This is a genomic window from Speluncibacter jeojiensis (genome assembly GCF_029589495.1).
GTDB lineage: Bacteria > Actinomycetota > Actinomycetes > Mycobacteriales > Mycobacteriaceae > Speluncibacter > Speluncibacter jeojiensis.
This window is the reverse complement of sequence record NZ_JAAIVF010000001.1, coordinates 568,093-594,145: the sequence shown is the minus strand read 5'-3', so window position 1 is coordinate 594,145 and position 26,053 is coordinate 568,093. Positions and strand designations below refer to the sequence as shown.

Genomic DNA, 26,053 nt, shown 5'->3' with positions numbered 1-26,053 from the left:
TCACTGCGGGCCCGCCGATGCGATTCCGGCCCAGTAGGTTCCGTCGATCATGGCCTCGAGTGCCTTGCGGTGCATGATCATGTCGTCCGGATCGGTGGGGGCCTCGGCCTGGCCGAACGCCGCCGCCCGCGACTGGATTCGGAACATGATGATCGCGTGCCGCAGCGCGGCGTAGAGGGTGTAGAAGTCGAGGTCGCGAGGTTCGTATCCGGTCAGCTCGCGGTAGCGGGCGCACACGTCGTCGCGGCGCAGGAAGCCGGGCAGGCCGGGCAGCCCGGCGAGCGTGGCGATGTCCTCGAAGAACCTGTGCAGGAAGATCATCCACGACAGGTCCAGCTCGCGCGGTCCCAGCGAGGCCATCTCCCAGTCCAGCACGGCGACGGGGGTGAAGTCGCGGTACATGATGTTGCCGATGCGCGCGTCGCCCCAGCACAGCACCGTCGGGCCCTCGTCGGTCGGCCAGTGCTGCTCCAGCCAGTCGAAACCGGCCTCGATCAGCGGCGAGCGGGGACCGTCGGCGCTGGCCCATTCGTAGTAGCGGCGTTGCTCGTCGACGTGGTGCCGCAGCGGTGAGATCCCCTCGGGTGGAGCCAGATACGGGAACTTGTCCGCGGGTTCGGTGATCGAGTGCAACTCGGCGAGCACGCCGACGGAGGCCTCCTGCAGCCGGGCGCGCTGGTCGTCCGAGGCCTCGGTCAGCCAGGACCCGAAGTTGTACGGCATCACGTCCGGCGGCACCTCGCCGTCGACCCGGGCCATGACGAAGAACTCGCCGCCGAGCGATTCACGGGAGGGTTCCGACCAGTACACCTGCGGCACCGGGGCCGTGCAGTGCTCGGCGACGGTGCGCATCACCTGGAACTGGCGGTCGAGGTCGTAGGTGGGGAAGACCGGGACGGCGGAGGCGGCGGGGGCGACCCGGGCGACCAGCGGGTGATGGGTGAGCGTGCCGTTCTCGCTCCATTGGCCGTCGAAGAGCACGGTCTCGTTGGACATGCCGTTGGCCTCGGGCACCTGGACGTCGGTGACGGCCGGCGACGCCTCGGCCGGCAACTGCCCGGCCAGCCATTGCTGCAGACGGGTCCCGGTGAGCTCGGGATCGTTGCGGGAGTCGTGGGGGCGGGCGAGTTCGGCGAAGTCGCCGTCTTCGCGTTCGTATGCGGAAGTCATGGCATGTCCTTGGGCTGCACAGTTGTCGATACAATCCGTAACGACTGAAGTGATGTCACAATGTAACGGCCGTCACAGGCGAATGCAAGGGCAGGGAGATGACCAGATGCTGTCGATGATCGGGCGGGGCGCATGACGGGTGCGGGTGGGCAGCACCGGCTCGGGCCGCAGCGCAACGCCGCCATCGACACGGCGGTGCTCGACGCCACCCGGGAGCTGCTGATCGAGCGCGGGTACTCCGGGACCTCGATCGATGCGATCGCCCGGCGTGCGGGGGTCGGCCGTCCGGCCATCTACCGGCGGTGGCCGTCGAAGGCGCACATCGTCCACGATGCGATCTACCCGCGGCTCACCCGACCCGAGGGCAGCGGTGGGGACGTCGAGGAGGACATCGCGCTGCTGGCCGCCGGCGCGGTCGAGCTCTTCGGCAGTCCCGCGACCCGCGCGGCGGTGCCCGGGTTGATGAGCGAGACCCGCGGCGACCCCGAGCTGCACGACCTGCTCGTGGACCAGCCGCTGGCGGGAGTCCGCGACGAGCTGAGGCGACGCCTCGACGAGGCGATCGCCGACGGGAGGGTGCGGTCGGGGATCGACTCCGACACCCTGCTCGACGTCATCGCGGGCACCGCCATCTTCGCGCTGTCGGTGCGCGACGTCGACGATCAGCACCGGCTCGCGGAGTCGCTGGCGGACCTGCTGCTGCACGGCGTGCTGGCCGACTAGTTCACCGGTGCGCGGTGTCGGCCACCATGATCGTCGGTGTCTTCGCGACGATCGCCGGCGATCGCGTGGTGGGACCGGTCGCCGGCGTGCGGCCGTCCACCCGGGCGACGATCCAGGGCAGCGCGTCGGCGAGCGCGCTGTGCCACAGCGTGAAGGTGTGTTCGGCACCGGGCACGACCGTCAGGCGGGTGGTGATCCCGGCCCGAGCGGACAGCGCGGCCAGCAACCGCGCGGCGTCGACGGCCGGACCGTCCTGTCCACCGGCCTCGAACCAGCCCGCAACGGCGGGGTACCGGTCGTGGGTGAGCAGCCAGGCCGGCTCGTGCGCATCGAACTGCGGCTGCGAGCCGTGGAACAGGGCGGACACGGTGCCGCCGACCGCGTTGGTCAACCCGGTGCGGGGACCGGCCAGACCGCTGAGGTCGACGAACGTCGACGCCAACTGGGGGTGCCTCAGCGTGAGCATCGCGGCGCACATGCCGCCCTCGGACAGCCCGCCGATGGCCCAGGCGCGCCCGGGCGGCGCGACCCCGAACTTGTGCTCGACGTAGTCCGGCACGTCGGAGGTCAGGTAGGTCTCGGCGTTGCCGGGCGGCCCGTCCACGCACTCGGTGTCGGCGGTGAACCCGCCGTTGACGTCGGGCATCACCACCACCGGGGTGACGCCGTGGTGTGCCGCCGCCCAGCGGTCGAGCGTGCCGGTCGCCTCGGCGCCGTCCACCCAGTCCGACGGCGCACCGGGTGTTCCGTGCAGCAGCATCAGCACCGGCAGGTGCGGCTGGTTGTGGGCGAACCAGGCGGGCGGCAGGTAGACCAGTGCCGGCCGGGTCCGGAAGTGCGAGCGCGTTCCCGGGATGTCGACGGACAGCACCTCGCCGTGCGTCGGCAACGTGCGCGCGGTCGGGCTCATGGCGTCGATCGCGGCGAGGGTGGTGGCGTCGTCGCCCGCCGACCCGCTCAGCTCGCCGACCGTGCGGAAGTAACCGAAATACGCGTTGACGCCGGTCAGGACGTTCAGTGGCAGCAGCAGCACGAGCAGGGCGGTCAGCCCGGCCCGCGACCACCAGCGCCGGCCCCGCCACACCAGCAGCACGACGACGGCGATCGCCGCGACGAGCAGCGGTGCCCGCAGGGGCCACCAACTCGTCAGCGCCAGGGTGTCCACATGCGCCGACCCTAGTCGCCGCCGGGCGACTGGGCCGCCACGGGTCCCTCGGCCGCCTCGTCCCAGATGCCGGCCTGTTCCAGGTGCGCGAGCAGGCGCTGGGCGCCGTCGGTGAACTGGATCCGGGTGTGCTCGGCGACCTGGTCGAGGTCGCCTCCGCGCAGTGCCTCGAGCAGTCGCTCGTGGCTGTCGACCGCCAGGGCACCCCACTCCGCGTCGGCCGCGTAGAGCCGGTGTGGGGTGTAGCGGATCGCGTTGTGCAGGAACCAGGCCAGCTTGTGGGCCCCGGCGGTCAGGTTCAGCAACCGGTGGAACTCGAACTCGAGGTCGGCGACCGCGTCGGTCTCGCCCGCCGCGACCGCACGACGCAGCGCGTCGTTGACGTGCTCGAGTTCGTCCACGACCTCCGGGCGGATCTTGCGCGCCGCCCGCTGAGCCAGCTCGACCGCGAGCCGGCCCTGCAGCCAGAAGATGTCGGTGACGTCCTCCCGGCTCAGCGGCGAGACCACGTAACCGCGGTGCGGGACCAACTCGACGAGACCCTCTCCACGCAGGGTGAGCAGCGCCTCCCGGACGGGGGTGACGCTCACGCCCAGCTCGGCCGCGGTCTCGTCGAGCCGGATGAACTCCCCGGGCCGGACCTGTCCGGACATGATCCACGCCCGGACGTGTCCGGCCACCTGGTCGGAGAGTTGCGGGCGCCGCCGCAATGCCGCACCACTGCGTGCAGGTGCCGCCATTGCTTCCTCCTTCGCCGGGTCGCCTCCGTGGCGCTACAGTCCGAACGTCTTACCGATGATGTCGCGCTGGATCTCGTTGGTGCCACCGTAGATCGACGAGACCAGGGTCTTGCGGACGTGGCCCTCCATGTCGAACTCGGTCGCGTAACCGTATCCGCCCATCATCTGCATGCCGTCCAGGGCGACCTTCTTGGCGGTCTCGGTGAGCTTGAGCTTGGCCATCGAGGCCTCGCGCGGGAACATTTTCGCCGGGTTCTCGTCGACCATCCGAGCGACGTGGTAGACGAGCAGCTTGCCGCATTCGATCTCGGTGGCCAGGTCCGCCATGCGGTGGCGCAGCGCCTGGAAGGTGCCGACCGGGCGGCCGAACTGCTTGCGCGTGGTGATGAAGGTGAGTGTGTCGTCGAAGGCACGCTCGGCGACGCCGAGCATCATGGCCGCGAGGATCAGCCGTTCGATGTTCAGTCCGGTCATCAGCTGCCGCCAGCCGGCGCCGACCTCGCCGACCACCGCGTCCGCGGGCAGCTCGCAGTCGGTGAAGTACAGGTCGTTGACCTCCTTGCCGCCCATGGTGTCGATCCCGCTGATCTTGAGGCCCACGGTGTCGGCCGGGACATGGAACATGGTCAGGCCCTCGTGCTTGTTCTCGCCGCGCGACGTGCGGGCCACCAGCAGGATGTTCTCGGCGAAGTGGGCGTTGGAGCACCATGTCTTCTGTCCGTTGACCAGCCAGCCCGCGGACGTCTTCTCGGCCTTGCAGCTGAGGTTGCCGACATCGGACCCGGCCTCCGGCTCGGACATCGAGATGGACTGCGACGCGCCCCGGACGATGCCGCCGAGCACGGTCTGCTTCTGCTGCTCGGTGCCGAACTTCTGGTAGGCCGCGCCGGTGATCAGCGTCGGGCCGAGCCCGCCGATCGGGGCCATGCCGCGGGCGGCCTCCTCGAGCAGGATGCACATGTCGACGGTGCTGCCCGCGGCCCCGCCGTACTCCTCCGGGATGCTCAGCCCGAGCCAGCCGAGGGCGGCCATCTTCTCGTAGAGGCCCTGGTTGTGGTTGTGCGTGCCGCGGTCGGTGAGGGCGTCGCGCTGCTCGCGGGTGCCGCACTCGCGCCGGCACAGGTCGCCGACCGCGCGGGCGAAGGCGAACTGCTCGTCGGTGAAGTCGGGTGCGGTGAAATCGGTCGTCATCGTCTGGCTCCTGTGCACTGTGTTCTGAGAGGGGACGGTCTGAGCGATGTGGCTTTCGGAGTGATGCGGCGGGCGATTGCCGGGTCCGGCGAGTCGGGGTTGAGGACCGGGCGGTATCCACCTAATGTGATCCGGACAACAGTAAATCACATCAAATATATGTGATGTGATCACCGAACTCGTGATGTCGAACCTGTGATGTCGAACCGAAGGGATGCCGACCGATGACCGAGCAAGTCGCTGACGCCCGAATCCCCACCCCGAGGGGCGGTCAGGGGGAGCCGACGCTGGCGAGCCTGGATCCCCGCGACGACACGGTGCTCGCCGAGTACCCGGTCGCCGGCAAGGGTGAGGTCGCCGCCGCGGTCGACCGGGCACGCGCGGCCGCGCACTGGTGGGACGTCCAAGGGTTCCGTGGGCGCCGCCAATGGCTGCTGGAGTTCAAGTCGGTGATCGCGAGCCGGGCCGGTGAGCTGGCGGCGGTGGTGTCGGCGGAGACCGGGAAACCCGCGGACGACGCGTTGCTCGAGGTCATGCTCGCGGTCGAGCACCTCGACTGGGCCGCCAAGCACGCGCAGAAGGTGCTGCGCCGGCGGACCGTCCCGTCCGGGCTGGTCAGCGCCAACCAGGCGTCGTCGGTGGGCTATCGGCCGTTGGGTGTGGTCGGGGTGATCGGGCCGTGGAACTATCCGGTCTACACGCCGATGGGGTCGATCGCGTACGCGCTGGCGGCGGGCAACGCGGTGGTGTTCAAGCCGAGCGAGCTCACCCCGGGCGTGGGGGTGTGGCTGGCCGACGCGTGGCAGGCGATGGCGCCGATGCAACCGGTGCTGCAGACGGTCGTCGGCCGGGGCGAGACCGGCACCGCGCTGTGCCGGGCGGGCGTCGACAAGATCGCGTTCACTGGGTCGACGGCCACCGCCAAGAAGGTCATGGCGGTGTGCGCCGAGACGCTGACCCCGATGGTCGCCGAGTGCGGCGGCAAGGACGCGATGCTCGTCGACGCGGACGCCGACATCGACGCGGCCGCGGACTTCGCCGCGTTCGGGGGGCTGGGCAACGGCGGGCAGACCTGCGCGGGTGTCGAGCGCGTGTACGTCGCGGAACCGGTCTACCAGCGGTTCCTCGACGCGGTCGCCGAGCGCGCGGCGGCGCTGCGCCCGGGCGGCGGACCGACCGCCTCGTACGGGCCGATGACGATGGGCCGGCAGGTGCAGATCGTGCGTGACCACGTCCGGGACGCGCTCGCCGGCGGGGCGCGTGCCGTGGTCGGCGGACTCGACTCGGTCCACGAGCGGTATGTCGATCCGGTGGTGCTGGCCGAGGTCCCCGAGGACTCCACGGCGATGACCGAGGAGACGTTCGGGCCGACCCTCGCGGTGAACAAGGTCGTCGACCTCGACGAGGGCGTGCGCCGGGCCAACGCGTCCCGCTACGGCCTGGGCGCCTCGGTGTTCACCGCCGACAAGGACCGGGGCCGGGCGGTGGCCGAACGGCTGCACGCCGGCGCGGTCACGATCAACTCGGTGCTCGGCTTCGCCGGGGTCCCGGCACTGCCGTTCGGCGGGGTCGGGGACTCGGGCTTCGGTCGGATCCACGGTGCGGACGGGCTGCGCGAGTTCAGCACCGTCAAGTCGGTGACCGTGCAGCGTTTCCCGGCGCCGCTGAACCTGCTCACGATGACCCGCAAGCCACGCGACATGAAGGTCTCCGCGTGGATGCTCAAGACCCGGCACGGCAGGCGGTGATCCCATGCCCGGACCCTTCCTGCAGGTGGTCTCCGAAGCCCCCGAGTCCGCCGGGCCCGCCGCGCCGCGCGGCAGGCACGGCTGGGTGCGGCTGATCGAGACGCTCGACCCGGCCGCCGACGCGCAGACCATCCACCGGATCACGGTCGGCTACGAGTTCCCGTGGGACTACGAGCGCGCGCTGGAGATCTCGCTGATGCGGACCTACTGCGTGCCGAGCATCTCGGCGGTACTGCGACGGTCCGGTGAATTCGAGCACCGGCCGCAGAAGCGGTACGACGACACCGCGCTGCTGATGGCGGAGCTGCTCGAACACGGCTACGACTCGGCGCGCGGCCACGAGGCGCTGCGGGCCATCAACCGCATGCACAGCCGGTACACGATCTCCAACGACGACATGCTGTACGTGCTGTCGACGTTCATCTACGACCCGCTCGACTGGATCGACCGGTTCGGCTGGCGCCGGCTGCATCCGAAGGAGCGGCTGGCCGCGTTCCACTACTACCGCGGGGTCGGATCGCGGATGGGCATCCGGGACATCCCCGAATCCTTCCAGGAACTGCAGCGGTTCAAGTCCGAGTACGAGCAGCGGCACTTCCGCTACTCGGACGACAACAACCGGATCGGCACCTATACCCGTGAGCTGTTCTGTTCGTGGTTCCCCACGGCGCTGCGGCCGCTGGCCGCCCGCGGGGTCTACGCGATGCTCGACGAGGAGATGTCCGAGGCGTTCGGGTTCCCCACCGGCTCGGCGACGCTGCGCGCTGCGGCGGAGATGGCGCTGCGTACACGGGGCCGGGTGGAACGGTGGTGGCCGGTTCGCCGGTCGTCGCGACTGACGCACGATCCGCACAACCACACCTACCCCGGATACCCCGACGGCTACCGTCCCGGCGACCTCGGGAGCTGTCCACGGCACCTGCACCGGGCCGGCGCGTAGCCTTCACGACGTGAACGCTGCGATGGATGACGGACGCCCCGACCTGACGGCGCTCGGCGAGCTGGCGCCGTTCGCCGGCCGCTGGGTGGGCGGCGGCGAGGGCCACTACCCGACGATCGACGACTTCACCTACGAGGAGGAGATCGGCTTCACCGCCCCGCCGGGGAAGCCGTTCCTGACCTATCTGTCGCGCACCTGGAAGCCTGGGCGCACGCAGCCCATGCACACCGAGAACGGGTACCTGCGGCCGTCCGGGGACGGCGTGGTCGAACTGCTGGTGAGTCAGCCGACCGGCTTCGTCGAGATCCAGCGCGGGCCGCTTGTCGACGGCGCACTCGAACTGGTCATGCACACCCTTGCGGCCGCGCCGACCGCCAAGCCGGTCACGGACATCCGCCGCCGGCTGGTCGTCGACGGCGACCGGCTGTCCTATGACCTGTGGATGGCGCACGGACCCACGCCGATGACCCACCACCTGCACGCGGAGCTGCGGCGGGCCGGCTAGGTCCGGTCAGGACTGGGCGGGCGTCCCGGCGCGGGTGAACTCGCGTGCGACGATCGCCGCCTGCAGCTGGCGCAGACCGGACGGACGGGTGGGGTCGAGCCCGGTCAACTGGGCGATCCGCTTCATCCGGTAGTCCACGGTGTTGGTGTGAAGGTGCAGCATCGACGCGGTCCTCTGCCGGTTCAGGTCGTTGCGGATGTGGATGGTCAGCGTCTGCAACAGCTCGGGCGAGCTCTCCAGCGGGTCGAGCAGTCGGACGAGGTCGGCGCGGGCCGGGCCCGGGCGGGTCAGCTGGTACTCCACGGCGAGGTCGCCGAGGCCGTACAGTCCCGGCGCGCGACCGAGGCGGCGGGCCAGCCGGAGCAGTTCGTCGACCCGCTCGGTCGTCGCGGGGATGTCCTGCCGACGGGAGTTCTCGGCGGCGGCGGTGATCTCCACTCCTGCCGCCTCACCGACCGCGCGGAGCATGTCGGCGACCCAGTCCCAGGCCGGCGTCCCCGGGAGCAGGATGGCGCCGCCGCGGTGGGTCAGGCTGGACAGGAACGGCGATCCGCAGCGGTCGACGAACGCGGTCCGCAGCAGGTCGAGCTTGCGGCGGACCTCCAGCGCCGACAGCTTCCCCGACCCCGGCCCGCCCGGTTGCAGGTTCAGCGCGACCCGCAGCACCAGATACTCGGGTGCCAGTTCGACGCCCAGTTGCTGGGCGACCAGGTCGGGGTTGTTACCGGTGAGCAGCGTGTGCACCAGCGAATGGGTGGCCGCGCCGTCCGCACCGGCGGTGCCGGGACGCAATGCCTCGGCGTAGCTGGTCGAGATCGCGGTGTGCAGCATCTGCGCCATCGCGAAGAACCGGCGGGCACCCTCCTGGACGTCCGCGAAGTCGTCGGTGTCGGCGTCGGCGACGATCAGATCCTGCACCATCGTCAACGCCTCGTTGGCCACCGACAACACGGCGTCGAGCGGGGTGCCCTCCTTCGCCTCGCCGGCGGCCAGAGCGCGGATGCCCTGCAGATCCTCCTCGGTCGGCGGCAACCCGGCGTCGAGCAGCTTGATGCTCATCTCCAGCCCGCGCATCGTCGCCGCGCGCAGCAACCCCTGGATGCGCGTCATCTGATAGTCCGAGTAGGCGGGCAGCACCGACGCATAGTGGGCGACGAGCTGGTCGGAGAGCATGTCGACGTCGTGCAACGGCGCCGACATCGGCCTGCCGCGCAGGGTGAGGGCCTTCGAGTTCTCTGGTGCTGTGAGGGTCAACGCGCGTACCTCTTCGATCGGGTCGAACATCAGGTGGTGTGACGACGCGCGGCGGCGTCTCACACATGACCGACGGCGGTCCCTCGCGACCCGCCCTCCACGGACGTGCACGAGGGCGGATCCACACGGTGGTGGGAACCGCCAGGACTCCTCACCCCGCTGGTGGCGGGGATCGAGCCCGGTGACATCGCGTGCCGGTGCGCTGTCACCCTGCGACCTGGGCCGAATACGGGGCCGGGTTTCGAACATCGAATGTACCGACTGTCCAGGTCGGCGTTCAACGTCCCGTCGAAGGCTGCGAACATCCTGTGACCGCGGTCACGCGCCGACCAGGTGATCGGGGTGACGAACTGCCCGGTCAGACGTCGAAGATGTTGGGCAGTCCCGCGGCGTGCCGGGCTGCATCCCGACGTTTGAGTCCGTCCAACTCGGCGGGCACGTAGTAGTCGTAACGGAGCACCGGTTCGGCGGCCGAGCCGGCCGCGTCGAGCACAGCCTGGGCGGCGATGCGGCCGCCCTGGTTCGCGCCCTCCATGCTGACCACGTTGGCGTTGGTCTGGATCCAGTCGCCGGCGACGAACAGGTTCGGGATCGCGGTCGGTCCCTTCGGGCGCTTCGCCCAGGTCCCGACGGTCTGCACGGTCAGCGGCTCGTCGTTGTGGACCCGGCCCGAACGGTCCCAGCTGATCGCCGGGTCGAGGAACCACGAGTGCACGTTGTCGTCGGCGAAGGCGCGGTCGAAGGGGCCGAAACGCGACCGGAGCGTGTCCCACACCTCGGTGTAGATCTCCTGGGCGGTGCAGTGCCGGGCGGACTTGTGCACGGTGGTCGTGCCGATGCCGTCCCAGTTGGAGATGTCGATCGAGACGATCTCGCCGACCGTCCCGTCGCCGAAACGCGGGGCGATCGGCCGGGACCAGGTCTGCGACTGGGCGATCGCGCTGAGCGTCCACGGGTGGTCGACCACCCCGATCAGTCCGCGCGCGACCTCGAGCGGCCGGCGCAGGTAGATCATCAGGCCGTTCATCCAGTCGGTGTGCAGGCCGGCGATGCCGTCCAGGCTCGGGTCCAGCCGCAACAGTTCGGGGGTGCGCAGGATCCGGACCGCACGATCGACGGGGACGGCGCTGACGTAGTGATCGGCCTCCACCTGCCGCACCGACCCCGCCGCGTCGGCGACCCGCGCACCGCTGATGCGGCCGCCGGCGGTGTCGAACGCCTGCAGCGACGCGCCGGTGTGGAAGCGCACGCCGAGACGTTCGAGTTCACGCACCCACGGGGTCACCCAGACGTCCGAGGTGGGCCCGTTCAGGAACCGCGCGATCCACGCGTCGTCGGGCCCGGGCAGCGGCAGCAGCAGGTTCCACAGGAACGCCTCGATGATGTTGCCGGCGGAGCTGACACTGCACACCTCCGGCTTGACCGCGACCAGACCCATCGTGGTCATCTTCGCGACGGCGTCCTGGAAGAACGTGCTCTTGTGTGCGGCGTCGAGGAAGTCCCACCAGCTCAGCCGGTCCCAGTCGGTCTTGCGCCGGGCCTCGCAGCTGGTGACATACGCGGTCACGCAGCGCCCGAAGTCGGCCATCTCCAGCGGGAACCTGTTCGGGATCGACGCGAGCAGGGTCGAGCCCTCGCGGACGACCTCGGACAGATAGGCCGGGTCGGTCAGCCGGCCCGGATCGACGGGACGCATTGCCTTGCGGTCCAGCGGCAGGAAACCGGCCAGCGACCGGCCGGGCCCCAGGCTGGCGGCGCCACCGAAGCCGTCGCCGTCGAGCAGACTCGCGATGTCACGCATGTTGCCGAGGACACCGTCGGGGTTGCCGGGGAAGGGGATGCGGCGCATCGAGTCGGGCACGTTGCGGTAGAAGCCGGGGAAGAAGCGGAACCCGTGTTCGGCGGGCAGCTCGCCGCGACCGGCCGTCGCGGTCCCGGGGACCCCGAAGCTGCGGGCCTTGCCGCCCATCACCGGCCGCGACTCGAAGACGTCGACCTCGAAGCCACGCTCGACCAGTTCCTGTGCGGTGACCAGCCCGGACATGCCGCCGCCGAAGACGGCCACGCGGCGGCCGCGCGGGCCGGGGGTCGACGCCCGGGCGCGCGGTGCAGTGGTCGTCGTGGCCGCCACGGCACCCAGGCCGACGGCGCCCAGCGTCGCGGCGCCCCCGAGGAACGAGCGGCGCGACACCCGCGCCGGAGCGGTGTCGGTCATCGGATGGGCGCGGTGTCGGGCCGGGTGTCGTTCGCGCGTGCCGCGTCCGCGATTCGGGCGACCAGCGTGCGGACGTGCTCGAACATGCCGACCGACCCGGGCACCGTCGTGTACGGCGCCTCCGCGCTGGCCGCGACCAACCCGCCGTCGGCGACCACCGGCTCGGTCAGGTGGAAGGTCTTGCTGAAGTGGTAGGGCTCGTGCGGCCCGCAGGTGGCGGTGATGGTGCCGGGCAGTGCGTAGGTGGCCCCGCTGAGCAGGGTGTTCCCGTGCTGCCAGTCGGACATCGTCAGCGTCGAGCTGGTGCAGATGCGGGTGCCCGTGGGCCGCACGTCGACCACCGATCCGGTCCACTGACCGTCGCGGCGCACGACACCGCCGATCAGCGACGCACCGCCGTCGGGCTCGTGCGACACGCCCCACTCCCAGCCGTCGGCCGCCTGATCGGCCATCGTGAAGTCGCCCCAGTTGTGGTCGTGGTAGCCGCGCCACCCGTCGAGGTCGATGCGCGGACCGCCGGGCATCCGCGCCCAGCCGGTGGCCTCGCTGGTGGCCACCGGGTTGGTCCAGCCCATCCACTGGCCGCGGTTGCGCAGGTCGATCACCCCGGTGGCGCCGGGCAGCTGATTGCGGTCGAGCCAGGCATCGACCTGGAACGTCGAGTCGATCCGCACGTGATAGGCGCGGCGCATCGGGTCGTAACTGATCTCGCCCTGGTCGGTGCGGACCCCGGGCAGCCCGTCCGCGACCGGGCGGGCGTGGGTGGCGATCGCGATCGGCAGCGGGACGTCGTGACCGCTGGACACCGGGTCCTTGCCGTTGCCGTACATCATCACCGCACCGAGGATCGGCACCGGCGCGGCGAAGATCGCCACCACCAGTTGCCGCTGCGAGTGCGGATCCATGAAGCTCGCATACCACCACTCGGTGGTCACCCCGGGATGGGCGACGTCGTCCTGCGGGGTCGCGACCTTGCCCGTGGGATTGGGTGTCAGATCGTTGGTCAGCGCCGGGGTCGCCACCGGCGTCACCAGTGGTGCGGACTGCGCCACGGCGGGCGCCGCGGCGAGCGCGAGGGCGGCCGGCAACGCGACCAACAGCTGCTTCGATCGACACCACATCGGGCGGATACCTCACTGGGTCGAGTCCCGTTTGGGGGAGATCACAAATTTCAGCGAGACAGGCTAGCCCAATGTCGGTGGCGGCTCACAGGCAGGCCCGCATCACTCGCGTCCGAGGCCGAAGTAGAAGTGCTCGCCGCCCGAGAGCGTGCCCTTGCCGTTCATGATGCCCATGACCGTGCCGGCGTCGACCCGTTTGAAGTGGTCGAACACCGGCAGTCCGTCGTACACCATGGTCGCGGTCGACTCGCCCCGGAACTGCACCATCCACAGGCTCGCCGCGCCCCGGCCTGTCTCGAGGTCGCTGAAGACCTCGCCCTGTTCGTCACGGCGCAGCAGCGGCTGGGCGTCGGTGGGGGAGGTGAAATCCTTACCGTACCAGCGTGATCCGACGAGCCTGCCGTACATCGGGTGCCCGGTGTCGAAACCGAACCCGCGCCACCGCCCGCCGGCCAATTCGTCGACGGTGACCGGTGCCAGCCGGCCCCAGAGCGCGTCGAGCTCGCGGGGGTCGACGCGGTCGGTGCGGGCACGCAACTCGCGGAAGTCGTCGGCCACGGTCATGTGAAGGTCCCTCCTGTGTGGGGTCAGGTCCATGTGGTCGGGTGCGCGGTCAACTGCCGAGCAGCGTCGCCATCATCAACTGCTGCACGCGCCGCCGGGTCGGGGCGCTCGCGTCGAAGCGGACCAACCGGCCGATGTCGAGGACGAGCGCGAACGCGGCGTGGACGAGGTACCGCGACTCGGCCGCCGGCGTCTCGGGGCGCAACTGGGTCAGCAAGTGCACCCATTCCTCGATGTTGAGCCGCTGCATCTTGTGCAGTTCCCGGCGCTGGTCCGGCGGCAGGTTCCCGATCTCCGCGAAGTAAACCGACAGCAACTCGCGTTGGGCGAAGGACAGTCGCACATAGATCTCGACGAGGGCGGGCAGCGCCTGTTCGGGGGTCTGCGACTCGGCCAGCGCCGAGCCGACCGCGACGGTGAGACGATCCGATGCACGGTGGAAAGCCGCCGCGAGCAGATCCGACTTGCCCGCGAAGTGACGGTAGACGCCGGAGGCGTTCATCCCCGCCGCGGCGGCGATCTCCTCGATGCTGACCTCGTGATAGCCGCGGCGGTCGAACAGCGTCATCGCCTCGTGCAGCAGCGCCTCCCGCTTCGATGCCATCGCGAGCCCGGCCTGCGGCGGCGGTGCGTCCTGCGGCGGACAGGCCGCGGCGGGCGGCAGCTCGCAGCGCAGCACCGACCAGGCCGCGCCGCGCAGCACATCCTCGATCCGCTTGGCGGGCAACGGTGCCCGGTGCGCGGTGATGGAACCGATGACGCTGAGGGTGGCGGCGCTGAGCATGATGACGTCGCGATCGGCCAGTTCGGGCCGCAGCGCGGACAGTTCGCTCCCGATCCGGCGGTTGACGATCTCGAGCTGGGACCGGATGGTCGCGCGGTCCTCGGCCGCGAGATACCTGCCCTCCCAACGGTAGAGCCCCCCTGTCGTCCGGTTGGTCAGGGTCGTGGAGATGATCGCGGTCAGTAGTTCGTCAAGACGTCCGGTGGCGGAATCGGCTGTGCGGGTGGAATCGTCGGTGGCGGACACCAGCGCGTCGACCAGACTGCGCGCGGCATGCTGGAAGAGCGCGTACTTGTTCGGGAAGTGGCGGTAGAGCGCGGGGCCGGAGATCCCCACGGCCGCCGCGATGTCGTCGACGCCGACCGCGTGGTATCCGCGCTCGCTGAACGCCGCGGCTGCCACGGCGGCGATCTGGGCTCTGCGGTTCTTCGGGCGCTTGCGCGGACTCACCTGTACCGACTCGGGCACCGAACCTCCTGACGACGGGCCGGCGGTCTCCTCGACGGGATCGGGAGCCGGCGTGGTGATCGAGAATTTGCACTGACGGCTGCGCCGGCAGGGAGGTCCATCCTCGCACGAAGTCCAGGAGAAGTGGGCCTTGACAGCGCGGTGGCCTGACAGGAAAGTTAACCGAAATTCTTCACGTGGTGGTGCAAATGCGCGTTCGCGAGGAGGTTCGATGAACACGGTTTCCGTCGGGACCGCGGCGGTGCGGTCATGACCGCCGCAGCGGCAAGCGGCCTGCGGGTCGAGCGCGACGGCCCGGTGCTGCGCGTGGTGATCGACCGGCCGCGCCGGATGAACGCCTTCGATCTGGCGCACATGCGGGCCCTGCTCGAGGTGCTCATCGCGGTACCGGGTGACGACTCCGTGCGGGTGGTGGTCATCGCGGGGGCCGGCGCGGCGTTCAGCACCGGGGCGGACCTCGCCGCGATGGCCGAGGGGGAGCGGGACGGCAGCGGGCCGGTCTCGCCCGAAGTGGTGATGGACGCCGCGAACTCGGTGATCCGGGCGATCGTCGACCTGCCGGTGCCGGTGATCGCGGAGGTGCCCGGTGCCGCCGCCGGGGTGGGGGCGTCGATCGCGGTGGCCGCGGACCTCGCCTATGCGGCGGAGAGTGCCTATCTTCTCTTGGCTTTCGTCAACGTCGGACTGATGCCGGACGGCGGCTCGACCGCGTTGATCTCGGCCTCGGTCGGACGCGCGCGCGCGGCAAGGATGGCGCTGCTCGGCGAGAGACTGCCGGCCGACGAGGCGCTGCGGGCGGGACTGATCGCGGGTGTGCTGCCCGAGGCGGAGCTGTCCGGACATGTCGCGGCGGTCGCGCACCGGCTGGCATCGGGTCCGCGGCGCGCGATCGAGCTCACCAAGCGTGCGCTCACCGCGGTCACCCTGGACCGCCTCGACGCGGCGATGGCGGCCGAGACGCGTGGACAGTGCGAGTTGTTGGTCGGACCGGAATTCGCCGAGGGTGCGACGGCCATGCTGCAGCATCGGCCGCCCTCCTTTCCGTGAACCGTCGTGGCGAGACTCGCAGCTAGCTTCGAGGGGGCTTCGGTGCTGTTGCCGCGGCGCTGTCGATGTCGGTGATTACCCAGTAAGCATTCAGGTTTCAGTGTCGATACAGGTCGGCGTCCGGGGTCGCGAGGTGTCGGAGTTGATGAGAATTCTGGTTAACAAAAATGCTTCCCCGGACGCGATGTCTCTGTAATACTCGTCACAACATTCGTCAGGCCCCGCCGCGTCACCGCGGCGAAGGAAGGGACCGTCGCCATGTCTGCCGTGAACACCTTGACCGCTCAGCCGCTGCTCTCGCGGCGGAATCACTGGATCAACTGGGTCGCAACGCATGCCGAGATGAAGCCGGACCAGGCCGCATTCCGGTTCCGGGGTGAGGTGACCACCTGGCGGCAGCTGCGCGACCGCTCGGCAGCGATGGCCGGTGCCCTGGCCCGGAGAGGGGTGGGCCAGGGCGACCGGGTGCTGCTGCTGACGCTCAACCGGACCGAATTCTTCGAGGCGGTGCTGGCGATCAATGCCGTGGGGGCGCTTGCGGTTCCGGTGAATTTCCGGCTGACCCCGCCGGAGGTCGCGTACATCGCCCGCGACTGCGGCGCGCGTGCGGTGTTCACCGAGCCGGCACTGCTGCCGCTGGTGCAGGCGGTGCGCGGCGAGGAGTCCGAGCTCGAACTCGTGGTGAACATGGGCGCCGACACCGCCGGCGATGCGCTCGGCTACGAGGAACTGGTCGCGGAGTCGCAGCCGTTCACGCCGATCGATCTGCCCGAAGACCTGCCCGCCCTGATCCTCTACACCTCCGGGACCACCGGGCGGCCGAAGGGTGCCGTGCTCTCCCACGGCAACATGTCCGCGCAGGCGCTCACCTGCATCCGCGCCATGCACTACAACGGCGACGACGTCGGCTTTCTCGCCTCGCCGGTGTTCCACGTCGCCGCGCTCGGTTCGGTGGCGCCGATGCTCATGCTCGGCGCGACCACGGTGATCCATCCGCTCAAGGCATTCGACCCGTCCGAGATGCTCGACGCATGGGAGGGTGAACATGTCACCACGGTGTTCCTGGTCCCGGTGCAGTGGCAGGCGATCTGTGCGGATCCGACTGTGCAGCAGCGTGATCTGGCGTTGCGGGTGATCAGCTGGGGTGCGGCGCCGGCTTCGGACACGCTGCTGCGCGCGATGGCCGAGACGTTCCCCGACGCGAAGAACGTGGCCGTCTTCGGCCAGACCGAGATGTCGCCGATCACGTGTGTGCTCGACGGGGACGACGCGATCCGCAAGCTCGGATCGGTCGGCAAGCCGATCCCCACGATCCAGACCCGGGTCGTCGACGACGACATGAATGACGTGGCCCCCGGGCAGGTCGGCGAGATCGTGTACCGCGGACCGACGATGATGGCCGAGTACTGGCGTAACCCGCAGGCGACCGCGGATGCGTTCTACGGCGGCTGGTTCCACTCGGGCGATCTGGTCCGGGTCGACGACGAGGGATTCGTCTACGTCGTCGATCGCAAGAAAGACATGATCATCTCCGGCGGCGAGAACATCTACTGCGCGGAGATCGAGAACGTGCTGTTCGCGCACCCGCGCATCCGTGAGGCGGCGGTGATCGGCCGACCCGACCCGAAGTGGACCGAGGTACCGGTCGCGGTGGTGGCGCTCGAGGCCGGGCAGGACCTCACCCTGGCCGAACTCGTCGACTGGCTCGGCGACCGGCTCGCCCGCTACAAGCACCCGAAGGACCTGGTGGTCGTCGAGGCGTTGCCGCGCAACGCGAGCGGCAAGGTCGTCAAGGGCGAACTGCGGGAATCGGCACCGGCCTCGGCGCGCGCGGCCGGTTGAATCCGGGCGGGCAGGCCCGCATCCGAGGCACGAATCCGCAGCACGAGCCCGCGGTCGCGACATCATCAAGGGGGGTGGGGAGTGACGTTCGAGCTACCGGTGGCGAAGAACCCGGCGCACGACCTGGCCAACCAGGTCGGCGCGCTCATCGGGTTCTCGCTCAGCACACTCGCCACCGCGGTGCGGGCGGTCCTGCGGGGGAGGGTGTCGATCGCCGAGACGCTCACCCAGTCGCTGTTCCTGGCGAGGGTGTGCACGGTGCCGGCGCTGCTGCTGATGCTGCCGATCGGCGTGCTGATCGCGGTCTCGGTGGGGTCCCTCGCGGGACGGCTCGGGGCGGGCGGCTACTCCGGCGCCGTGGTCGCGTTCGTGGTGGTCGGCCAGGCCGCGGCACTGGTGTGCGCGCTCATGCTCGCCGGCGTCGGTGGCTCGGCCATCTGCGCGGACCTGGGATCACGCACCATCCGTGAGGAGATCCAGGCGCTGGAGGTGATGAGCCTCAACGTGATCGAGCGTCTGGTGGTGCCGCGACTGATCGCCGCGATGATCGTCTCGCTGGTGATGTGCGCGATGGTCACGGCGGTCGGTGTCAGCGCGTGCTTCTTCTACCAGATCTATGTCAGCCACCAATCGTCCGGCGCGTTCCTCGCCACGTTCAGCGAGTACGGGCGGGTGTCGGACTTCACGATGGCCATGGTGAAGTCGGTGTGCTTCGCGGTCACCTCGGCCCTGATCGCCTCGTTCAAGGGCCTGCACACCAAGGGCGGGCCGAGCGGGGTCGCGGATTCGGTCAACGAGGCGGTCGTGCTCGCGTTCGTGATGGTCTTCGTCGTCAACACCGTGCTGTCCCAGCTCTACACGGTGATGATCCCCGCGGTCGGGACGTACTGATGGTCGGACTGTCCGCGGTACACCGTCTGCGCCCGCTGACCCGTCCGGTCCGTACCGGCACCGGCACCGGCGCGCTGGCGCGGCTCGGCGAACACGTCACCTTCGCGGTGCTCACCGTGGCGGGAATCCCGTTCGCGCTCAAGCGGTACTGGAAGCACGTGCTGCGCCAGATCGGCGAGGTGAGCTTCGGCTATGCCTCGCTGCTCGCGGGCGGCGGCACCATCGGCATCGTGTTCGCGATGTCCGCGGTGGCCGCGATGATGGTCGGGGTCGAGACCTACCGCGGCCTCGACCTGATCGGCATGACGTCGCTGTCGGGCATGCTCTCGGCGATCGCGAACACCCGGGAGCTCGCACCGGTGGTCGCCAGCATCGCGCTGGCCGCGAAGGTCGGCACCGGCTTCACCGCGCAACTCGGCGCGATGCGGATCTCCGACGAGATCGACGCGCTGGACGCGATGGCGGTGCGGTCCATCCCGTTCCTGGCCAGCACCCGGTTGATCGCCGCCGTCATCTGCATCGTGCCGATCTACATGGTCGGGCTGATCGCCGGATTCCTGGCGACTCGGCTGGTGATCGTGCAGTTCAACGGCGCCTCCGCCGGCACCTACGACTACTACTTCCATCTCACGCTCACCGCGAACGACCTGTGGTACTCGCTCACCAAAGCCGTGGTCTTCGCGATCATCATCGCGCTGGTGCACTGCTCCTACGGGTTCCACGCCTCCGGCGGGCCCGAAGGCGTCGGTCGGGCGGCCGGGCGGGCGCTGCGTACCTCGATCCTCGCGATCGGGGTCACCGACGTCGTCCTCACCTTCGCGTTGTGGGGCATCGTGCCATCGGTCCCCGGGCTGGGCGTGTCATGAGGGCGGCGGGTGGCGAGAGGCGGGGCCGCCGCGGCAGGGGACCCCGACGGCTGGCCCCGTCCCGGGCGGCGCTGGTGCTGCGCGGGGCCCTGGCCGCGGTCGCCCTGATCGGGGTCTCGGCCGCGCTGATCGCCTACGGCGGCGGCTCGTTCGACGGCGACCCGGAGGTCACCGCGCAGATCCCGGCCGCGGCCGGCGATGTGGGCGGCGGTGCCGCCGTGCAATATCAGGGCGTCGCGATCGGCACCGTGGTCGGCATCGACGCGGGAACCACGCAGTCGAAGGTGGTGCTGCGCATCGACCGCGCGCAACTCGACCGCGTCCCCGCGGCGGTGGTCGTGCGGATCGTGCCGCGCACGCTGTTCGGCGACGTCTATCTGCGGCTGATCCCGCGGTACGCGGATCCCTCGATCGGACCGCGCCTGTCCGCCGGCGACGAACTGGCCGCGGACACCTCCGCCGACGCCGTGCAGTTGTACCAGCTGTACCGGCAGGCCTCCGACCTGCTCGAGCGGATGCAGCCGGCGAAGCTGCAGGTCGCGCTCACCGCGATCAGCCAGGCCCTGCGCGGGCAGGGCGGGGTGCTGGGCGACACGATCGATCGCATGAGCGCCGTGACCGGCGAGCTGGAGCCGAAACTCGATGCGGTGCTGGCGAGTTCGCCGCAGTTGCGGCATGTGTCCGATGCGCTGCGCGCCGCGAGCGGCGACCTGATCGGCACCCTGCGCTCCGCCACCGCGCTGTCACAGCTCGCGCTCGATCACCAAGGTCAGATCGACGGCCTGCTCACCGCTGGTGTGACGCTGGCGAATTCGGTCGGCGAGGTGGCCTCGGCGCAGCAGCAGCGGATCATCACCGTGGTGCGCGTGGGCGCGCCGGTGCTCGGCACGCTGGCGTCGAACCGCGCCGGGCTGGCCGACACACTCGACCAATTGGGCCCGTTCGGCGAGAAGGGCGCACTGGTGTTCGCGACCGGACGGTTCAACATCACCGCGGTCCCGGACTTCTCCGATCCGCTGCCGTACACGGCCGCAGACTGTCCCCGCTATCCCGGCGCGGCCGGCGCCAACTGCGGGGCTGCGCCCGCGCGGGTCGGGGGCGTCTCGGACGTCGTCGACGCCCGAGGGGAGCGACCGGCGCTCGCCGAACTGCAGGGGGTCGCGACGTCGCGACCGTCCGCGGACCCGAACGTCGCGACGTCGTTGATGCTCGGCCCCCTGGTGCGCGGCACACAGGTGCGGGTGCGGTGAGACTGCCCGCCATCCGAGGCGCCCGGGCAGGCGGCGCGAAGACGGTCCGCTCCGCACTGGCGCTGGTCGCCTACCTGGCCGCCGGTGTGCTCGCGGCGATCCTGGTCGCCAACACGCTCAGTGTGCCGGTGCCGGGGGCGACGACCCGGTACTCGGCGGTGTTCTCCGACGTGGACGGGCTGGTCCCGGGCAGCGACGTGACGCTCACCGGTGTGCGCGTCGGCCGGGTCGACTCGGTCTCCTTCGTCGCCGGGCCGGACGGCGGCAGTCAGGCACTGGTGGACTTCGAAGTTCAGTCGAAGCATGCTCTGTCCGAACAGGTTTCGGCGGCAATCCGGTACGGTGACATGCTCGGCGTGCGCTACCTGGCCCTGGTGGATCCCGTCACCTCATCCGGCACCAGCGGCACGACCCTCACGGCCGCCGCGTCCCTGCCCGCCGGTGCGCAGATCCCGCTCTCGCGCACCACCGGACCGGTGGACCTGACCGCGCTCGTCAACGGGTTCAAGCCGCTGTTCGACGCGATCGACCCGGCGCAGGTCAACGGGCTGGCGCGGTCGGTGGTCGACGCGTTCCAGGGCGAATCCGGGACCATCTCCACGCTGCTGGTGCGGATCGCCTCGGTCAGCGAGAACCTCGCGGACCACGAGCAGGTGTTCGGCCGGTTGGTCGCCAATCTGAACACGCTGCTCGGTGCGGTGAACACGCGCGGCAGCGAGGTCCGCGAGCTCATCACCGGGCTCTCGCAGCTGAGTACCTCACTGGCCGAGCACAACACGCAACTGATCACGCTGCTCGATCAGGGCAGCTCCACCGTCGCGGGCGCGGTCGAGCTGTTCACCCAGTCCATCGCACCGCTGGGGCAGACGGTGACCGACCTGAAGAACATGACGGGCGCGTGGGTCCCGAACACAGACCGGTTTGACGAGACGATGCGGCTGCTGCCGGCCTTCGCCGACAGCCTCAACCACATCGCCGACTACGGCAGTTTTCTGAGCCTGTACATGTGCAACTTCACACTCAAAGCCGATGCGGCAGAGGTCAATCTGCTCGGGACCACCCACTCGGCGGTGTGCCGATGATCCGCCGAGCACCAGGCCGCACCCGCGCACTGGCCGCCGCGCTGTTCGCCGACCCGCGCGGGCGCCACGGGTTCAGCCCGCTGGTGCTGGGCACCGCCGGGATCGTGGTGGTCGCGCTGGGCCTGCTCGCGGCGGTCGCGCTGCCACGTGGCTGGTACCTGGCGCGCACCGACGCGTACACCGCACAGTTCGCGAACGCCGCCGGCCTCACGACCGCCGATCCGGTCTACCTGTCCGGGGTGCCGGCCGGACGGGTGGAGAGCGTCGAGCTCGCCGGGGATCACGTCGACGTGCACTTCCGGCTGGACCGCCGCCAGCGCCTCGGCGACCGCACCACCGCGGCGGTGAAGCTGCAGACGATCCTCGGCAAGCGGTATCTCGCGGTCGACCCCGCCGGTTCCGGGGGCGTCGGACCCGGCGACACGATCCCGTTGGCGCGCACCAGCGTGCCGTTCACCCTCGACGACATCGCCGCCGGCGCGCAGCACGACGCGCAGCAGGTCGACACCAAGACACTCTCCGAGATGGTCCGGACGCTGTCGCAGACGCTGCCGACGGACTCCGGACAGGTCGGCCAGGCGCTGACCGGGGTGAGTGCGGCGGCGTCGGCGCTGACCCGTAACAGCGATCAGATCACCACGCTGCTGCAGACCTCGAAGTCGCTCAGCGGGTTGGTCGCGGGACAGGCCACCGAACTGCAGGCGCTGCTGCAGAACTCGCGCACGGTACTCGACGCGCTGACCACCCGACGTCAGGAGCTGACCCAGCTCGTGCGCGACCTGACCACGCTGACCGAGCAGGCGTCGACCTTCTTCGGCGACAAGGCGGGCGACTTCGACCAACTATTGGTCAACCTGCGGTCGGTGACACAGACGCTTACCGGCAACGCGGCGAACATCGACACGTTGTTGACCAAGCTGCCGCCGGCACTGCGGGCCGCGACCGATGCCTCGGGCAACGGCAATTGGGTCGACGTCTCCGCACCCAGCGCGATGATCCCCGACGACCTGCTGTGTCAGCTCCAGGTGATGAAGGGATGCAAGTGATGTCCGCGCCCGGGCACGACCACCGCCCCGACCTCTCCGACGCGCCGGACCGCACCGGCCGGCGCCGGACCGCGGTGCGCTGGGCGGCGGCGGGAGCCGTGGCGGTGCTGCTGGCGGTCGCCTCGTGGTTCGTGTTCGACCACACCGACGATCGCCGGGAGGTGGTCGCGGAGTTCGCCTATGTCAACGGGATCTACCGCGGCAGCAAGGTCACCGTGCTGGGCGTGCCGGTGGGTACCGTCGAATCGGTGCAGCCGCACGGCACCACCGTGCGGGTGACACTCGGGGTGCCGAAGTCGGTCACGCTGCCGGCGGACGTGCAGGCGTTCGTGATGAACCCGTCGGTGATCAGCGACCGCTATGTCGAGCTGAGCCCGCCCTACCGTGGGGGGACGCGGTTGGCCGGCGGCGCCTCGATCCCGGTGTCTCGCACACATTCCCCGATCAACTGGGATCAACTGCTCAGCAGTGTCAACACCCTCGCGACCGCGCTCGGGCCGAAGGACGGCGATCTCGGCGGGGCCCTCGACAGCGCGGCCGCGGCGACGAAGGGACTGGGGCCGCAGATCAACTCGGCCATCCGCGACCTCAGCGCGGCCACGTCGGTCGTCGGCGCGCGCAGCGACGACATCGGCACATTGATCGACAATGTGAACACGCTGGTCACGGCGGTCTCCGCGCAGCAGGGCACGCTCTCGCAGGTGACCGACGACCTGGCGCAGCTCGGCGAGCAGATCCAACGCGACCACCTCGACGTCGCGGGCCCGATCGCCACCCTCCCCGGACTGTTCGACCAGCTCGACAAGCTGCTCACCGACCGCGGTTCCGACGCGGCCGCCGTGCTCGCCGACGCGAAGACCCTCACCGACCGGTTCGCCGCGCACCAGGGCGGTTTCGCCGAGTTCGTGGACCTGGTCCCGCTGCTCATGCAGAACATCTCCCGCACCATCGGGCCGGACCAGCGCGCGCGGATCCGGCTCGACGTCTCGACGCAGCTGACCCAGTTCGCGGTCGCCGCGCCGCTGTGCGAGAAGTACGCGCTGCCGCTGTGCACCGGCGCGGGATTCACCAACCCGATCTCGTTCCCGATCAGCGCATCGGACCCGCTGGGCATCGTGTCCGCACTGTCCGGTCGCACCCCGCCGCAGGCCGGGGGGAGATGATGGCGCGCAAGGGGTTCCGCGGCCGCATCCCGGCCCTGTCGGCGCTGTGCCTGGCGCTGTGCCTGGCGCTGGCCGGGTGCGGTCTGAGCCTGCAGCAGCTGCCGGTCGGCCGCAGCGCCGACGGCCCGTCGTACCGGGTCACGGCGGTGTTCGCGCGTGCCGACCGCATCCAGCTCGGCACCGAGGTGCGGGTGGGGCAGAAGCTGGTCGGCCGGGTGCACGACCTGGCCACCGACGGGCGCCACGCCCGCGTGGGGCTGAGCCTGTCCGACGCGGTCCCGCTGCCCGACAACGTCACCGCGGACGTGGAACTGCCGTCGGCACTGGGCAATCCGTTCATCCGGATCACGATCCCAGACGAACCGTCCCCGCGGATGCTGCGCGAGGGCGCGCTGATCCCGGAGTCGAACACCTCACTCGGCCCGGAGCTCGAGGCCGGCCTCGCGGCGCTGGGCATGGTCTTGAACGGCAGCGGCATCGACCAGCTGGAGACCATCATGACCGAACTGAACAAGGCGTTCGACGGCCGCGGCGAGCAGGTCCGCACCCTGCTCGACCGGCTGAACCGGACCCTCGGGGTGGCCTCGGCGCACCAGAACGACCTCAATCGCGCCCTCGACTCGGCGAACGCGGTGGCAGCACAGCTCGCCGGGCAGCAGCAGGTGCTCGAGAAGGGGCTGGACGTGGCGGCGCCGACCGTCGACCTGCTGGTCCGCCAGCGCGACAAGATCACCGCCCTCGTCGATTCGACGAGCACGCTGGTCACCCATGCGGGACAGATTCTCTCGGCGACGAAGTCTCAGCTCGGCCCGGAGCTGCAGCAGCTGTCCGAGGTCCTCGCGGCCATCCGTGGCTTCAACGAATCGGTCACGCCGGCGCTGACCGGCATGAACAGTTTCATCGCGTCGTTCGGCCGCGCGATCCGCGGCGACTACCTGACCTTCGACGGCGCGCTCGACGTGCCCGGCTCGATCGCCAAGCTGCTCACCGGTGGGCGGTCGCCGCAGATCGTCGTGCCCGCGGACCTGAGCGGCCTGCTCGCGGGGGCGGCGCGATGAGGCGCGCGGTCGTGATCCAGTTGGTGCTGTTCGTGGTCGTCGGCGCGGCCGCGGTGACGTTCGGCATCCGCTACGTGATCGGACCGCAGAGCCTCGGCGGCGCCATCGAGGTCAGCGCGCGCATGTCCGACGCCTTCGGTCTGAGCCCGGGCACCGCGGTCACCTACCGCGGCGTCGGCGTCGGGAAGGTCACCGCGGTCGACGTCGGCGACGACGGTCGTGGTGTGGTGGTCCGGATCTCGCTCGATCCGGGCACCGAGATCCCGATGGGCTCGACCGCGGCGGTGACCAACGCCAGCGCGCTGGGCATCCAGTCGCTCGACATCACCCCGACCACGGACCGGGGGCCGTTCCTGGCCGACGGCGGCACGCTCACGGTGCCCGCGGACAAACAGCCCGAGCAGCTCGACCAGCTGCTCGGCACCATGTCCCGGCTGGTCGGCAGCATCGATCCCAACACGATCACCGAGCTGTCCGACACCATGGGCACCGCGCTGACGGGGACCGGGCCACAGTTGCGCGAGCTCATCGCGGATGCCGACCGGCTCTCCCAGGTGCTGCAGGAGCACGCGCCGGCGCTGGCGTCGATGGTCGACGCCGGACTGCCGCTGCTCGACACCCTCGCCGCCCACGCCGACGGCTTCCCCGGCTCGGCGGCCGCGGTGCGCAACGTCGCCGACCAGCTGGTCGCGAGCGAACCCTCGCTGATCTACCTGACCGACCACTCCCCGTCGGCGATGGCGAAGACCCAGCAGCTGCTGGACAGCACCCACGGCGACTTCGGGTCGCTGCTGACGAACATGGTCACGGTCGGGCAGATCGTCTCCGACCGCACCCCGGCGCTGGCGGCCGGGCTGGTGTCGATCCCCGACGCGCTCGGCAAGCTCGGTTCTGTCGTGCACGGCGGCCGGGCCGACTTCACGCTGGTCGGCACGCAGGGCCCGCTCTGCTACTACGACACCCCGCGGCGGTCCGTCGGCGACGTCAGCCCCCGCAACCCGAACCTGGCGCTGTACTGCCCGCCGGGCAAGGACCTCGAGCAGCGCGGGTCGCGGGTCGCGCCGCGGCCGAACGACCTCGGGCTGCAGAACGCGACCGAACCGGGGCGGGTGACCGGCCCGCCGATGGTGGACGACCCGATCCTGGTCCCGACCGGGCAGCAGGCCGTCGACTACTGGAAACAGCTCCTGCAAGGAATAGGGCACTAGGAGGGATCCGGC

General features: G+C 70.3%; 23 protein-coding genes. 14 read left to right on the top strand and 9 right to left on the bottom strand.

Going from position 1 to position 26,053, the window contains the following annotated elements; all coding sequences use genetic code 11:
* Window positions 1–1,170, bottom strand: coding sequence for a phosphotransferase family protein (locus G4X40_RS02745; RefSeq protein WP_277830012.1), 1,170 nt, complete (start codon window positions 1,168–1,170; stop codon window positions 1–3).
* 132 nt (window positions 1,171–1,302) lie between these two features.
* Between G4X40_RS02745 and G4X40_RS02740 the strand changes: the two genes are divergently transcribed.
* The gene (locus G4X40_RS02740; protein WP_277830010.1) at window positions 1,303–1,893 is read left to right on the top strand and encodes a TetR/AcrR family transcriptional regulator; all 591 of its coding nucleotides are present in this window, start codon (window positions 1,303–1,305) and stop codon (window positions 1,891–1,893) included.
* A gap of 1 nt (window position 1,894) precedes the next feature.
* Here the strand turns inward: G4X40_RS02740 and G4X40_RS02735 are convergent, their stop codons facing one another.
* The 3 genes from G4X40_RS02735 to G4X40_RS02725 are packed head-to-tail and all read right to left on the bottom strand — an operon-like array spanning window position 1,895 to window position 4,989.
* Window positions 1,895–3,058 (bottom strand): alpha/beta hydrolase, encoded by a 1,164-nt coding sequence (locus tag G4X40_RS02735; protein WP_277830008.1) that lies wholly within the window; start codon window positions 3,056–3,058, stop codon window positions 1,895–1,897.
* Between the two features lie 11 nt (window positions 3,059–3,069).
* Entirely contained in the window at window positions 3,070–3,798 is a 729-nt protein-coding gene (locus tag G4X40_RS02730; RefSeq protein ID WP_277830007.1) for a GntR family transcriptional regulator, read from the bottom strand.
* A gap of 33 nt (window positions 3,799–3,831) precedes the next feature.
* Window positions 3,832–4,989, bottom strand: a complete 1,158-nt coding sequence (locus G4X40_RS02725) for an acyl-CoA dehydrogenase family protein (RefSeq protein ID WP_277830006.1) — start codon at window positions 4,987–4,989, stop codon at window positions 3,832–3,834.
* Between the two features lie 224 nt (window positions 4,990–5,213).
* Here G4X40_RS02725 and G4X40_RS02720 point away from each other — a divergent pair, with 224 nt between their 5' ends.
* Genes G4X40_RS02720 through G4X40_RS02710 form a run of 3 tightly spaced genes read left to right on the top strand, consistent with a single transcriptional unit; the run spans window position 5,214 to window position 8,182 of the window.
* Window positions 5,214–6,737, top strand: coding sequence for an aldehyde dehydrogenase family protein (locus tag G4X40_RS02720; RefSeq protein ID WP_277830005.1), 1,524 nt, complete (start codon window positions 5,214–5,216; stop codon window positions 6,735–6,737).
* Window positions 6,738–6,741: 4 nt separating this feature from the next.
* On the top strand, window positions 6,742–7,677 hold the full coding sequence (locus G4X40_RS02715; RefSeq protein WP_277830004.1) for an oxygenase MpaB family protein: 936 nt from the start codon (window positions 6,742–6,744) through the stop codon (window positions 7,675–7,677).
* Between the two features lie 22 nt (window positions 7,678–7,699).
* Window positions 7,700–8,182 carry an FABP family protein gene (locus G4X40_RS02710; protein ID WP_277831231.1) on the top strand — a complete coding sequence of 161 codons (483 nt, stop codon included), beginning with the start codon at window positions 7,700–7,702 and terminating at the stop codon, window positions 8,180–8,182.
* Between the two features lie 6 nt (window positions 8,183–8,188).
* On the opposite strand, the gene G4X40_RS02705 is transcribed toward G4X40_RS02710, so the two are convergent.
* The 5 genes from G4X40_RS02705 to G4X40_RS02685 all read right to left on the bottom strand — a co-directional run bounded on the left by G4X40_RS02705 (window position 8,189) and on the right by G4X40_RS02685 (window position 14,588).
* Window positions 8,189–9,436, bottom strand: a complete 1,248-nt coding sequence (locus G4X40_RS02705; RefSeq protein ID WP_277830003.1) for a PucR family transcriptional regulator — start codon at window positions 9,434–9,436, stop codon at window positions 8,189–8,191.
* Between the two features lie 358 nt (window positions 9,437–9,794).
* The gene (locus G4X40_RS02700) at window positions 9,795–11,651 is read right to left on the bottom strand and encodes a hydroxysqualene dehydroxylase (RefSeq protein ID WP_277830001.1); all 1,857 of its coding nucleotides are present in this window, start codon (window positions 11,649–11,651) and stop codon (window positions 9,795–9,797) included.
* Window positions 11,648–12,772: a hypothetical protein gene (locus G4X40_RS02695; protein WP_277829999.1), complete on the bottom strand. Its 1,125-nt coding sequence runs from the start codon at window positions 12,770–12,772 to the stop codon at window positions 11,648–11,650. Before G4X40_RS02695 ends, G4X40_RS02700 begins: the two co-directional genes overlap by 4 nt.
* 102 nt (window positions 12,773–12,874) lie before the next feature.
* Window positions 12,875–13,336, bottom strand: a complete 462-nt coding sequence (locus G4X40_RS02690) for a DUF4334 domain-containing protein (protein WP_277829998.1) — start codon at window positions 13,334–13,336, stop codon at window positions 12,875–12,877.
* 49 nt (window positions 13,337–13,385) lie between these two features.
* Window positions 13,386–14,588 (bottom strand): TetR/AcrR family transcriptional regulator, encoded by a 1,203-nt coding sequence (locus G4X40_RS02685; RefSeq protein ID WP_277829997.1) that lies wholly within the window; start codon window positions 14,586–14,588, stop codon window positions 13,386–13,388.
* A gap of 249 nt (window positions 14,589–14,837) precedes the next feature.
* On the opposite strand from G4X40_RS02685, the gene G4X40_RS02680 reads away from it, so the two are divergent.
* The 10 genes from G4X40_RS02680 (at window position 14,838) to G4X40_RS02635 (ending at window position 26,041) form a co-directional block, all read left to right on the top strand.
* Entirely contained in the window at window positions 14,838–15,635 is a 798-nt protein-coding gene (locus tag G4X40_RS02680; protein WP_277829995.1) for an enoyl-CoA hydratase-related protein, read from the top strand.
* 258 nt (window positions 15,636–15,893) lie between these two features.
* Window positions 15,894–17,477: a fatty-acid--CoA ligase FadD5 gene (gene fadD5, locus G4X40_RS02675; RefSeq protein WP_277829994.1), complete on the top strand. Its 1,584-nt coding sequence runs from the start codon at window positions 15,894–15,896 to the stop codon at window positions 17,475–17,477.
* Window positions 17,478–17,558: 81 nt separating this feature from the next.
* Window positions 17,559–18,368, top strand: a complete 810-nt coding sequence (locus G4X40_RS02670) for an MlaE family ABC transporter permease (RefSeq protein ID WP_277829993.1) — start codon at window positions 17,559–17,561, stop codon at window positions 18,366–18,368.
* Window positions 18,368–19,234: an MlaE family ABC transporter permease gene (locus G4X40_RS02665; RefSeq protein ID WP_277829992.1), complete on the top strand. Its 867-nt coding sequence runs from the start codon at window positions 18,368–18,370 to the stop codon at window positions 19,232–19,234. The genes G4X40_RS02670 and G4X40_RS02665 overlap by 1 nt, the downstream gene beginning before the upstream one ends.
* Window positions 19,231–20,484: an MCE family protein gene (locus G4X40_RS02660; protein WP_277829991.1), complete on the top strand. Its 1,254-nt coding sequence runs from the start codon at window positions 19,231–19,233 to the stop codon at window positions 20,482–20,484. Before G4X40_RS02665 ends, G4X40_RS02660 begins: the two co-directional genes overlap by 4 nt.
* Window positions 20,481–21,566 carry an MCE family protein gene (locus G4X40_RS02655; RefSeq protein WP_277829990.1) on the top strand — a complete coding sequence of 362 codons (1,086 nt, stop codon included), beginning with the start codon at window positions 20,481–20,483 and terminating at the stop codon, window positions 21,564–21,566. The genes G4X40_RS02660 and G4X40_RS02655 overlap by 4 nt, the downstream gene beginning before the upstream one ends.
* Window positions 21,563–22,612, top strand: a complete 1,050-nt coding sequence (locus tag G4X40_RS02650; protein WP_277829988.1) for an MCE family protein — start codon at window positions 21,563–21,565, stop codon at window positions 22,610–22,612. The genes G4X40_RS02655 and G4X40_RS02650 overlap by 4 nt, the downstream gene beginning before the upstream one ends.
* The gene (locus G4X40_RS02645; RefSeq protein ID WP_277829987.1) at window positions 22,603–23,775 is read left to right on the top strand and encodes an MCE family protein; all 1,173 of its coding nucleotides are present in this window, start codon (window positions 22,603–22,605) and stop codon (window positions 23,773–23,775) included. Before G4X40_RS02650 ends, G4X40_RS02645 begins: the two co-directional genes overlap by 10 nt.
* Window positions 23,772–24,833 carry an MCE family protein gene (locus tag G4X40_RS02640; RefSeq protein WP_277829986.1) on the top strand — a complete coding sequence of 354 codons (1,062 nt, stop codon included), beginning with the start codon at window positions 23,772–23,774 and terminating at the stop codon, window positions 24,831–24,833. Before G4X40_RS02645 ends, G4X40_RS02640 begins: the two co-directional genes overlap by 4 nt.
* Window positions 24,830–26,041: an MlaD family protein gene (locus G4X40_RS02635; RefSeq protein ID WP_277829985.1), complete on the top strand. Its 1,212-nt coding sequence runs from the start codon at window positions 24,830–24,832 to the stop codon at window positions 26,039–26,041. The genes G4X40_RS02640 and G4X40_RS02635 overlap by 4 nt, the downstream gene beginning before the upstream one ends.
* The last annotated feature ends 12 nt before the right edge of the window (window positions 26,042–26,053 follow it).